At 54.8% G+C, this 12,136-nt stretch carries 11 protein-coding genes; 10 read left to right on the top strand and 1 reads right to left on the bottom strand.

What is annotated here, in order from left to right:
* From O2N63_RS07970 to O2N63_RS07935, 8 genes are all read left to right on the top strand, one after another.
* The gene (locus O2N63_RS07970; RefSeq protein WP_271053721.1) at positions 1–663 is read left to right on the top strand and encodes an OmpA family protein; all 663 of its coding nucleotides are present in this window, start codon (positions 1–3) and stop codon (positions 661–663) included.
* A 368-nt stretch (positions 664–1,031) separates the two neighbouring features.
* Complete coding sequence (locus tag O2N63_RS07965) at positions 1,032–2,273, top strand: AAA family ATPase (protein ID WP_271053720.1); 1,242 nt, start codon at positions 1,032–1,034, stop codon at positions 2,271–2,273.
* Positions 2,274–2,286: 13 nt separating this feature from the next.
* Positions 2,287–3,762 carry a CpaF family protein gene (locus O2N63_RS07960; RefSeq protein WP_271053719.1) on the top strand — a complete coding sequence of 492 codons (1,476 nt, stop codon included), beginning with the start codon at positions 2,287–2,289 and terminating at the stop codon, positions 3,760–3,762.
* 11 nt (positions 3,763–3,773) lie between these two features.
* On the top strand, positions 3,774–4,742 hold the full coding sequence (locus tag O2N63_RS07955) for a type II secretion system F family protein (RefSeq protein WP_271053718.1): 969 nt from the start codon (positions 3,774–3,776) through the stop codon (positions 4,740–4,742).
* A 4-nt stretch (positions 4,743–4,746) separates the two neighbouring features.
* On the top strand, positions 4,747–5,727 hold the full coding sequence (locus O2N63_RS07950) for a type II secretion system F family protein (protein ID WP_271053717.1): 981 nt from the start codon (positions 4,747–4,749) through the stop codon (positions 5,725–5,727).
* 79 nt (positions 5,728–5,806) lie between these two features.
* Complete coding sequence (locus tag O2N63_RS07945) at positions 5,807–6,361, top strand: tetratricopeptide repeat protein (protein ID WP_271053716.1); 555 nt, start codon at positions 5,807–5,809, stop codon at positions 6,359–6,361.
* Positions 6,362–6,412: 51 nt separating this feature from the next.
* Positions 6,413–7,276 carry a tetratricopeptide repeat protein gene (locus O2N63_RS07940; RefSeq protein WP_271053715.1) on the top strand — a complete coding sequence of 288 codons (864 nt, stop codon included), beginning with the start codon at positions 6,413–6,415 and terminating at the stop codon, positions 7,274–7,276.
* Positions 7,269–7,778 carry an A24 family peptidase gene (locus tag O2N63_RS07935; protein WP_271053714.1) on the top strand — a complete coding sequence of 170 codons (510 nt, stop codon included), beginning with the start codon at positions 7,269–7,271 and terminating at the stop codon, positions 7,776–7,778. Before O2N63_RS07940 ends, O2N63_RS07935 begins: the two co-directional genes overlap by 8 nt.
* A gap of 58 nt (positions 7,779–7,836) precedes the next feature.
* On the opposite strand, the gene O2N63_RS07930 is transcribed toward O2N63_RS07935, so the two are convergent.
* Entirely contained in the window at positions 7,837–9,480 is a 1,644-nt protein-coding gene (locus O2N63_RS07930) for a hypothetical protein (protein WP_271053713.1), read from the bottom strand.
* A 125-nt stretch (positions 9,481–9,605) separates the two neighbouring features.
* On the opposite strand from O2N63_RS07930, the gene O2N63_RS07925 reads away from it, so the two are divergent.
* Complete coding sequence (locus O2N63_RS07925) at positions 9,606–10,919, top strand: P-loop NTPase family protein (protein WP_271053712.1); 1,314 nt, start codon at positions 9,606–9,608, stop codon at positions 10,917–10,919.
* 783 nt (positions 10,920–11,702) lie between these two features.
* The gene (locus O2N63_RS07920; RefSeq protein ID WP_271053711.1) at positions 11,703–12,020 is read left to right on the top strand and encodes a hypothetical protein; all 318 of its coding nucleotides are present in this window, start codon (positions 11,703–11,705) and stop codon (positions 12,018–12,020) included.
* The last annotated feature ends 116 nt before the right edge of the window (positions 12,021–12,136 follow it).

Raw genomic sequence — 12,136 nt, 5'->3', positions numbered from 1 at the left:
ATGAAACCAACTGCGATCAAACCCCTCCTCGCCGCCACCTCATTGCTTGCCCTTCTGGCCGCCTGTGCCGACGGGCAACGCGGTGTCCTGACCGGATCGGCCGGCGATTTCCTCGACGAAGGATATTTTGCGTCCCCCACTGCGCATAATGTCGGTGTGCAGAATGGCGAGATCAATCACACGATTGCTTTGGCCAGACGTTTCGCTGACGAAGTGTCGGATACGGTGAATTTTGAATTCAATAGTGCCCAGCTCGACGCCTCCGCACGGACGATCCTTTCGCAACAAGCGGGTTGGATTGCCCAATTCCCGGAAGTGCGTTTCCGCGTGTATGGCCATACCGATCTGGTCGGTTCGAACACCTATAACAAACGTCTCGGCCTGCGCCGCGCCAATGCCGTCGTCAACTATCTGGTCAGCCAAGGTATCAGCCGGTCACGACTGGAGGCTGTTGCCAGCTTTGGCGAAACCCAGCCGCTGATCGTGACCGAAGGACGCGAACTGCGGAACCGCCGCACCGTGACAGAGGTATCGGGCTTTGTATCCCGCCACCCAACGGTGATGAACGGGAAATACGCTGCGGTCATCTTCCGTGAATATGTGGAAAGCGCAAAACCACAACCGCAATTGACCAAAGCCGGGCTTGATGGCTCCGTACAGTAAAACTGTTTACGATTTAGACACAAAAAGGGCGTGGCCACGGGCCGCGCCCTTTTTGTTTGGTAAATAGCGAGAAAAACAACGCCCCGGGGCCTAAAAATCAATCAAGTCGTTGATTTAACGTCATATTTTAAAGGTCGAGACCTTTATATACTTGTTTTCCATTTAGAAACAGCTAACCCAACCTTACCCTGATCGTTCAAAAATGACGAATAATTACGATCTTTTGGCCCAAATCTTGCCCAGATTGGCTGGCACAAATTCAGGAAATGGAGCAGTGCGCGCCCGATTACGAATCGCGCGTGATCCGGTCTCCGAGTGGTCCAGACTGAATCCTCGGTACCGGGTCGAAATTAGGAAGGAATAGGGCAATGAGTAGCAGTGTTGCGTTGCAGCCAGACGCCGCCCCCATCGTAGCTTGCACGATCTCTCGGGACGTACAGAATTTCGACCTTTTGATCGAAGATATGGAAGCCGAACTCGGCGAATCCTGGGGCGATATTTCCATCGAAGACGCCGTGGCTTTTTTTGGTCAACCCGAAGCGGAGATGCTGGAATTTGTCGCCATTGCCATTGATGATGATGACGAGGGTGATCTGTCCAAAGTTATCCATACTGTAAAAACCGCGGTGGAAAACAACATCAAGGTGATCGTGATTGCCGAAGAGGTCAGCCCGATTGCACTGCACCAGCTGCTCAAGATGGGAGCATCTGAATTTATTCCCTACCCCCTGCCCGAGGGTGCCCTGAACGATGTCATCGAACGTCTTCGCACCCCCCCACCCTCATTGCCTGCTCATGGTGACGCAACCTCGGCGGTAAAGGGTCAGGCGGATTGCGAAGGTGTGGTTCTGGCGGTGCACGGATTGGCTGGAGGCACAGGCGCTACAACGCTTGCCGTGAACCTTGCCTGGGAATTGACCATGGTCGATAAGAAAAATCCACCTAAGGTCTGCATCCTGGACCTTGATCTGCAATTCGGCTCAGTCTCCACCTTCCTCGACCTGCCGCGCAGGGATGCGGTTTATGAACTTCTATCAGACACTGAATCGATGGATCGTGAAAGCTTCATGCAGTCATTGATCTCCTTCAATGATTCCCTGCAAGTGCTGACCGCTCCAAACGACATGTTGCCGCTGGACCTGATCTCAAGCGAAGACGTGGAGCGTCTGATTGATATGGCGCGTGCCAATTTCGACTATGTGGTGATCGATATGCCAAGCACCGTGGTTCAATGGACCGAATGCGTATTGCAGTCGGCCCATGTCTATTTCACGACGCTCGAGATGGACATGCGTTCGGCCCAGAATACGCTGCGTATGATCAAAGCGTTGAAGTCAGAAGATTTGCCGGTCAGCAAGCTGCGCCACGTGTTGAACCGCGCGCCGAAATTCACCGACCTCTCGGGGAAATCTCGCGTCAAGAGATTGTCTGAAAGCCTTGATATTTCTATCGAAGTTCATCTTCCCGACGGACTAAAGCCGGTGTTGCAAGCAGGCGATCACGGCGTACCTCTGGCGGAAGCAGCGGCGAAAAATCCACTGCGCCGTGAGATCCAGAAGCTCGCCAAATCTGTGCATGAAGTGAACCAATCCGCGGAAGCGGCGATCTGAACCGGAGGTCAGGATGTTTTCACGTTATAAAAAACAAAACCCGCGCCCGCCCAAAAATGGTGGTTCGCCGAACCTGCAAGCCGTAGTCGGAGGCAAAACCGACGCAGCAGCTATCACACCGCCCCCGGCACCGGATGCGACAGACGCCCCTCGGGTCAAACGTCGCGAAGTGACGGAAAAGGTAACGGCGCGCGCTGCACCGCTCGACAAAGAGCGCAAACGCAAGGAACGTTTGTCGGAAATTAAGGCAGAACTCCACAAGGAGATCTTGGACAACCTGAATCTGGCCGCACTCGAGCAGGCGTCAGAAAAGGAACTGCGCCAGGAAATCACTGAAATTGCATCGGAATTTCTTGAAGATAAGAGCGTCGTTCTGAACCGCGACGAGCGGGTGGCGCTCAATCAGGAACTCTATGACGAAGTCACCGGTCTTGGCCCTCTTGAGGCGCTTTTGAAAGACGATGGGGTCAACGATATTCTGGTGAACGGGCCGCAGCAGATCTTTGTGGAACGTGCTGGTAAACTGGAACTCACTGACATCACCTTCAAGGACGAACGTCACCTGATGCGGATCATCGACAAGATCGTGTCTGCCGTGGGTCGCCGCGTTGATGAATCAAACCCGCATGTTGACGCCCGTCTGGCAGACGGTTCGCGTTTCAACGCGATGGTGCCGCCGATTGCAGTGGATGGTTCGCTGGTTTCGATCCGGAAGTTTAAAAAAGACAAGCTGGGCATTGATGAACTGGTGAATTTCGGCGCTTTTTCGGAAGAGATGGCAGCATATTTGCAAGCCGCCGTGGCCTGCCGCCTGAACATCATCGTCTCTGGCGGGACCGGCTCGGGTAAGACGACAACCCTGAACGCCCTGTCCAGCTTCATTGACAACAGCGAACGGATCCTGACCATCGAGGATACGGCGGAACTTCAGCTTCAGCAGACCCATGTGGGACGGATGGAAAGCCGCCCCGCCAACGTTGAAGGCAAAGGCGCGGTCAGCCAGCGCGACTGTCTGAAAAACGCCCTGCGGATGCGCCCGGACCGGATCATCGTAGGTGAGACGCGTGGCGAGGAAGTGATTGATATGCTTCAGGCCATGAACACCGGCCACGACGGGTCGATGACCACCATCCACGCAAACTCGGCCCGCGATGGCGTCAGCCGCCTTGAGAACATGGTGGCCATGGCCGGGATCGAAATGCCCCTGAAAGCCGTGCGGTCCCAGATCGCATCAGCTGTGCATCTCATTGTGCAGGCAAGCCGCCTTCAAGATGGATCGCGGCGCATGGTGTCGATCACCGAAATTACCGGGATGGAAGGCGAGGTTATCTCGATGCAGGAGGTGTTCCGTTATGAACGCCTCGGGCTGGAAACCGACGGCACCATCGTCGGTCGCTTCAACGCCACAGGCGTACGTTCTCACTTCTCGGATCGCTTCCGTCAGTGGGGTTACGACCTGCCTGCAACCATCTTCGAACCGATCATCTGAGGGGAACACCCATGTCCATATCACCAGAACTTCTGATCTATGGCCTGATTTTCGGCGCAGTTCTCTTGCTGGTCGAAAGCATCTATCTGGCTGTCTTTGGCAAATCCATCAGCCTGAACAGCCGCGTGAACCGCCGCCTGGATCTCTTGGACAAAGGCGCGCGACGCGAAGAGGTGCTCGAACAGCTCCGCAAGGAGATGGGCCAGCACATGAAAGCCAAGGGCTTTCCGCTTTATTCGATCCTCGCCCTGAAAGCCCAGAAAGCGGCAATCGCATTCTCACCCTCCCAACTGTTCATGTTGATGGGTGGATTGTCAGCAGTGGCATATATCGGGCTGACCGTCGGAACAGCCGCAGAGACACCCATACGGATCGCTGTATCCATCGCCATGGGTGTGTCCAGCGTCTATCTCTGGGTCGACAACAAAGCCAAGAAACGCATGGCTATGTTGGAGGAACAACTGCCTGACGCTGTTGAACTGATGGTGCGTTCGCTGCGTGTCGGTCACCCCTTCACCTCCGCCATCCAGATCGTTGCCAAAGAAGTGCCCGATCCGCTGGGCACCGAAATTGGCATGATCGCCGATGAAGCGTCCTATGGCCGCGAGATTGGCGAAAGCCTTAAGGCGATGGCGGAACGCCTCGATATGCAGGATTTACGCTTTCTTGCAGTGGCCGTGACGATTCAGCAGCAATCCGGTGGTAATCTGGCCGAAATCCTTGACGGGTTGGCCAAGGTGATCCGCTCGCGGTTCAAACTCTTTCGCCGGGTCAAAGCCATCACTGCTGAAAGCAAATGGTCCGGCATGTTCCTGTCAGGCTTCCCTCTGGTTGCTCTGGTGATGATCAATGTGATCCAGCCGAACTATTATGACGACGTTAAGGAAACCGCATATTTCATCCCCGCCTGCTTTATCGTGGCCGGGTTCCTGATCGCCAATATCTTCGTGATGAAGATACTTGTGAACATCAAGGTGTAGTCCCATGGAAGCTCTTAACCTGATCCTGACCGATATGTTTGGCCCCGCGGGACCGTTGATGGCCGTAGGCGGTCTTGGCTTCCTGCTCATGCTGATCGCCGTCCCGATCCTCTTCAAAAGAAAAGCCGACCCGCTGGACAAGCTGCGCGAAAATCAGCGTCGCCCCCACGCAGCGGGCAGTGAGCGTCAAGCCCTGCGTGTAAAAGGCGGAGGCGACAAGCTTGAAAAATATTCGGCGTTCCTGGAGCCAAAGGACGCAGAAGAATATTCCGCCATGCAGCTGACATTATTGCAGGCCGGATATGGGGGCAAGAACGCGGTGCGCACCTACCACTTTGCCCAGTTTGCGCTTGGCATCGGATTGCTTCTGTTTGGTGTGCTGATCGTATTTCTCAAGTCCCAGAACCCAAATGTTGTTATGACCTCCACCTCCAAAATCATGTGGATCCTTGGCCCCGGCATCGCTGGCTATATGTTGCCGAAATACTGGATCACCCGTCGGGTGGAAAGCCGCAAGGAAGAGATCACAAACGGGTTTCCCGATGCACTTGACATGATGTTGGTTTGTGTTGAGGCCGGTCAATCTCTGGATCAGGCGATCATTCGCGTCGCGAACGAAATTCGCGCCGGATACCCTGCTCTGGCTGATGAATTTCAGATTGTCAGCCACGAGGTGAAAGCCGGTAAGGAACGCGTTCAGGTATTGCGCGACATGTCCGAACGCTGCGGTGTGACAGATGTCTCAAGCTTCGTGACCGTGCTCATTCAATCCGCCACATTCGGTACTTCGATTGCAGAAGCACTGCGTGTTTTTTCGGCAGAAATGCGGGACAAACGCGTGATGCGCGCGGAAGAAAAGGCAAACACCTTGCCCACAAAGATGACACTTGCCACTATGGGCCTCACCGTGCCCCCGCTTTTGATCATCCTCTTGGGGCCATCTGTTTACAACATTGCCCAAACTCTGTCGAAGATCAGTTTTTGAACGGAGCGGGCCGCGCGTAAAGGAATTCAGAGTGCCGCCTTCTTTGCCTCTTCGGATGGCTCACAATCTGCGTCCAAAAATGACAATTCTGGCCCTGGCATTGGTGATCACCGGATGCCAGGGCCAAACCGTTGGCCCTACACAGAAACCTGACAGCCCCTATGCGCCAAGCGGTGGCATTCGGGGGGCTGAAAGCGTGGATGGATTGATTGTCGGGCACCGGCTGATGTCAGCGGGCGAATACGAGCTGGCATTGAAGGCCTATCTGCGCTCGGCTGCGGATCATGGGATCACGGTCGACGTGCTTTCAGCTCTTGGATCGGCGAACCTGAAGCTGGGCCGCCTTGGGCAAGCAGAACGTCAGCTGCGGCAGGCGGTGGGCAAGGATGAAACGTTTGTTCCGGCCTGGAACAATCTTGGTGTGGTTTTGATGGAAAAAGGCGAAGTGGCCGAGGCCGCGCGCGTCTTCCGGCTCGCCTTTGGGCTGGATAGTGGCCAATCTGCCGATATTCGCGAGAATTTGCGCCTGGCTCTCGCCAGATTGGAAAACCCTGATTATGATCCAGTAAATGAAAACAACTTCGCGCTGATGCGGCGGGGACAAGGAGATTTCCTTCTTCTGTCGACACTCTAGAGCCCAAAAATGGGCCACGCGCGGGCAAACGAGCAGCAGAGGACGCAGACCATGCGCCATTCTTTCCTTGTGACATTGTGTCTGGGCGGTGCCCTGGCCCTTTCCGCCTGTCAAAAACCCGGCCAGTCCGAAGATGTGGAACGCGCCCTGGGTGATGTGAACGTGATTGATGAGAGCAATCTCAGCGATATCATGCTGACGGTTGGGGATCCGAACGAAGCAGTCTCCTATTTCAGCCGCACCGCAAAATCGCAACCGGACCGGATTGACCTGCAGCGCGGTCTGGCCAAATCGCTGATCCGGGCCAAGAAACCATCGCAGGCGGTTTCGGTATGGAAAAAAGTTGTCTCGATGCCGGGTGCCACCAATGAGGACCGCGTGGCCTATGCCGATGCCTTGATCCGTGCCGGCGACTGGGGATCAGCTGAGATCGAGCTCGACAAGGTGCCCCCGACCCATGAAACCTATAAACGCTATCGTCTTGAGGCGATGGTGGCCGACAGCAAGAAGGAATGGAAGAAAGCCGACAGCTTTTATGAAACCGCCATGGGCCTGTCGACCAAACCCTCCAGCGTGCTGAACAACTGGGGCTATTCGAAACTGACTCGCGCCGATTACAAAGGGGCCGAACGCCTGTTCTCTGAAGCGCTGAACTATGATCCTTCGATGTTCACCATCAAGAACAACCTGGTTCTGTCCCGTGCCGCACAGCGCAAATATGAGCTGCCGATTGTGCAGACCACACAAGTGGAACGTGCGCAGCTACTGCACACAATGGCCCTGTCCGCGATCAAACAAGGCGACGTTACCATTGGCAAAAGCCTCCTGCAGGAAGCAATTGAAACCCACCCGCAGCATTTCGAAACCGCTGTGCGGGCACTGGAAGCGTTGGAGAGCAAGCTGAGCAATGGCTGATCTGGCCACGGTCCAAACCGCCTCATCCGCACTCTGGTTTCTGCCCTTCGTCACCCCGATCTGTATCTGGGCGGCGATGAGCGACCTCAGCCGGATGAAAATCCCGAACAAATCAGTTGTCGCCTTAACTCTCGTTTTCGCAGTGGTCGGGCTTGTGGCCCTGCCGCTGGCTGAATACCCGTGGCGCTATCTGCATCTGGTGGTCATCCTCGCGGCGGGGTTCCTCTTTAATCTGGCGGGCGCTTTGGGGGCTGGAGATGCCAAGTTTGCCGCAGCCATGGCCCCCTTTATCGCGCTTCAGGATATCATTACATATGTCATGCTGTTCAGCGCGTCTTTGCTGATTGGCTTTGCCCTGCATCGCATCGCCCGCGCTATTCCCGCCATCCGCAATGCGACCCCAAACTGGTCCAGTTGGGAACGCCGGGATTTCCCGATGGGTCTATGTCTGGGCACCAGCCTGATCCTATACCTTTTAACGGGTGTGTTTTACGGGCAATAATCCCGACCTGAACAAGAAAAACCCCGCCAGAAGGCGGGGTTTTATTTTTCATGATCCTTTATTCGGCATCTGCGGGCAATCTGTAGAGGATATATTCCGGGGTCCGTCGCACCTCGCGCACACCCGAAACCCAGTTCTTTTCACTGACTTCATCCAAAATCGTCTTGCGCACATCCAACGACAGCGGGCAGAGCGGCACCAGCAGAAGATCAGCATTTTTGATCCCCTTCAGACCACCATAATACCAAGGTGACCCACCGGGTACCGGTTCCCCTGCGCCATACATCCAGTAACTGGGCAGGAGGTCCGCCACGAAGAGCGACTTGCCCTCGACAAGCCCGGTGGCCACCAGATCATCCGATACGGTTCGGAACCAGGCGACCATTCCCAGCTCCAGTGAACACCAAGGCAGTGCTTCCCCTTGGAATGTCACCTCGCCATTTTCCCGCGCTTCCGGGTCGTGGTAAGCAGCGAACACTGTATCAGGCCCATCCAGCGCGCGCTTTGCATCCAACCGGTGCGCGCGCACATCAAAGGCCTGAAGGTCCTCAAATCCTTCAACCCCCTGCAACAGCGGAACATAGTCTTCGGGTTTGGTGACGAGGTGACGAAACGGGCTTTGCGCAATATTGAAAAACGATGGGGCGGCCAGCACAAAAGCACATGACGCGGTGATCACCAGACCCCGGCTGACATCCCAACCGACCCCGTTATAGACGGGCCGATCCGGCACCAGCATGATCAGAAGGATCGCCAGAAGACCGGTCCATTGCGGATCATTGCCGAAATTCTGATAGGTCACATAGAAGAAACCGGGCAGAAGCAGCAACAACACCAACCCCTCGCGCATCCGCCCCGCCTGTCGCAACAGGATCACACCGGCCAGTCCCAGCATCGTATTGGGCAGATAGATTGGCGAACTCACCACTTCGCTGAAGGACCGGCCCGGGTGAGGTCGTACCGAGCTGCCAGAGACGTTCAGAAGATCCGCCAGATAGAAGAGCCAGAATTTCGGGGTGCCGACATAGGCAGTCATCGCCCCAACGGCAACGAGACCCACGATCAGCGCCCAAAGCACTGTTTTCCCTGCTCCACGGGTGAACAGCGCCACCAGAACTGCGGGCAGGAAAGCTGCAAAATACGTGACTTTGATCATCGCCATTGCCGCAAAGCCCAGCCCGACGATCATCCCATCGGCCAATTCCCCCTGCCCGGTTCGTTTGGGCAACACGGCCGTGACAATCGCAAGGAAGGCCGCAGCCCAGGCCCATCGGTTGTAATGCATCGACACAGAGAGCGCCGTTTTGGTTTCACCGTGGATAAGGCCAAGACACATGATCATCATGGCTACCATGAAAAAGTAGCGCCAGGGGCCCGTCAGGCGGGTTATCGAAACATACCAGATCGCCGGTAGGAAAATTGCCGCGACAAGGATTTGGCCGGAAATAAATGCCAATCCCACGTCAAACCCCACATTTGTGAAAGCAACAATCGGCAAGAACGCCAGAATACCGATCGGGGTGACAAAATCGAGATGCGGCAGCTGTCCTTCGCCCATCCTCATCAGGATTTGAAGCAGGTGCAACGTGTCACCTTCATGCTGTTTAATGTACAATCCGCCTTTGGCGACGAGCGCGCCAGCAAGCAGAATAAACAGCACAAGCTGCACCCCTGCCAAAATGATGCCATTTTCTTTGCTCATGCCTGCCCTCTTCATTGTTTACGAAACTAGGTATGGGTCCGTGTTCGGGCCAGTTTCGTTGTCATTTTGGCCATAGTTCTGGCTGGAATTGGCGAGAATCGCAAGTTTTGGGTGAGGACATAGGAATGAACATCCAGACAACTGATCTGATTGCACCACCGGCACTAAGGGCGCTGGAAGACACCGGGCTGACAATGGTGATGATGCGGGACATCATGCTCAAGACCATGTTCCGCACAAATTTGGAGCGCGTGACCGATCTGGAAGCTGCTTTGGCGGTTCCCGGTCGCGTGGTTCAGGACCTGATTGACCTGTGCCGTGAACAGGCTCTGGTCGAGGCCATGGGTACAATGCACGCAGGCGCCAAAAGTTCGGAAATGGGCTATCGCCTTTCGGACGCGGGCAAAGCCCGTGCGCTCGATGCCCTTGCCCAGTCGGAATATTACGGGGCAATGCCCGTGCCGATGGAAGTTTACGCCAAACAGGTGAAACGCCAGTCGATCCGGAATATCCAGATGTCGCGCGAGCAGTTGACCGGGGCCATGGGGCATCTGATCTTGCCACCGAACCTGCTCGACCAATTGGGACCTGCGGTCGGATCTGGTCGCTCGATCCTGATGTACGGACCGCCCGGCAACGGTAAATCGTCGATTTCAAATGGCATCCGCGACGCGCTTGGCGACAAGATCTATGTGCCGCGCGCAATTGTTTATTCGGGTCAGATCATCACTGTCTACGACCCGATTGTACACACCGCGGCCGAGGACCACCTGGATGATTCTACCAGTCTGCGCCGGTCGACCGCCAAATTTGATCGCCGTTATGTATTGTGTGATCGCCCCACAGTGATCACCGGGGGGGAACTGACCCTCGACATGCTGGATCTGAAATACAATCCAACTGCGCGCACCTATACCGCACCTCTTCAGCTCAAATCCTCGGGCGGCGTATTTATCGTCGACGACCTTGGTCGCCAATCTGAACCGCCCCAGGCATTGATCAACCGCTGGATTGTGCCGCTAGAAGAGAACAAGGACATTCTGGCCCTGCAATCGGGTGAAAAATTCGAGGTGCCTTTCGACACACTGGTCATCTTTTCGACCAACTTCCACCCAAACAAAATCTTCGATAAGGCGGCTCTGCGCCGGATTTTCTACAAGATCATCATCGACGGACCCGATCAGGAAGGGTTCCTGAAGATCTTTGCCATGGTGGCGCGTAAGAAGAAGATGCCGCTGAATGAAGAGGCCCTGGTCTATCTTCTTAAAAAGAAATACCCGCTGATCGATAATATCTACGCCAACTATCAGCCGATTTTCCTGATCGACCAGATGATTTCGATTTGTGAATTTGAGGGCATCCCCTATCAAATGACACCAGATCTGATCGACCGGGCATGGGAAAACATGTTCGTCACCGAAAAAGAAATCGTCCACTAAGCGAACGTTCGGAAAAATACACAGTACTGGGCGGGGCGGATTTGCGCCGCACCGCCCCCTACTCCTAACCGAGCGATTCCACCTGCTTTTGACCTGTTTGCGGGCTGCAGTGCGCCAAAAAATACATTAGATTTCCTGAATTGTTTCATTTTCCAGCCGGGCAACAACAGGCGACAGAAGATTTCTCACATTTCAGGTGAACAGCGTTATCTGCATCCTATCAGCTTGGTGATTTGCACCGGTTTACCTGACATCTCAGGTCTGCGTGCAATAGGTCCCTACTCATATTGCCTGCCTTCAGACCGGACACATGCAAAAAATTAAGAAACGAAATACCTTATAGCAAAGCTTTGAGAACACGCTATTTCGCGCGACACTGCTCCGATCTTCGTCTGGAAACTCCAGTTCTCCGAAGCAAGGTAACATCAAGCACACAGTTTCCACGCTTTTGTGTGAGCCGAATTGGGAATTTCCGAAACCAACTCCACCAAATTTGTCACCCGAAAAGGGTGAAAAACCCGTCCGCTCACACCCCTTTCACCAAGCCGCGACATCAGGCGTGCCCATCTGTTTTTCGGCAACCACACGGGGCTAAACTGGTTCTACGGTCAGGCAAATGTAGACGAAACGCCAAGGACCAAATGGCCAAAGAAAAGGGGCGCCTCCACATCCAAGGAAACACCCCAACAGCCAGTTTCGATGCTCGGCGAAGCGGAATTTCGCAGGAGCAACATCAAAACCGACAAGTTGGAAATTAGCCAACTTCACCTAGGAGTGCAACAAATGCTCACCAAATCGATCAAACTCACCCTTCCTGCCACCGCTCTGATGATAGCAGTTGCAGGGTTTTCAACGTCAGCTTCGGCCGCATCCGGCACGACGTATAATCTTTGTAATCTTCACAACGCCCCATCCCATGTCCTGAAACAGATCGCTGATCGCGATGACTTTGGAGATATCCTTATGATGATGCAGAGCAATTGTGCCGGAGGAGCAGCGATCTTTACCGAAGCCCCAACAGCGACTTTGGTTGGCGTTGCCTCTGACGACCGCCCCGAGCGTGGTCACCGTCGGGAACGCCGTGACACGCTGCGGAGATAATGCAGCCTTTTTAAATGAGGCGGGATCAAACAAAACCGGCAGGTGCGACACTCGCGCCTGCCGATTTATTTTACCGGTGATGCAATTCGGCTTGTGCAGCTGGTGAAGCAAAAAAA

The sequence above is a fragment of the Aliiroseovarius salicola genome, from assembly GCF_027891095.1.
GTDB lineage: Bacteria > Pseudomonadota > Alphaproteobacteria > Rhodobacterales > Rhodobacteraceae > Aliiroseovarius > Aliiroseovarius salicola.
Note: the sequence above shows the minus strand (reverse complement) of the source record. Positions and strands in the feature narration are given on the sequence as shown.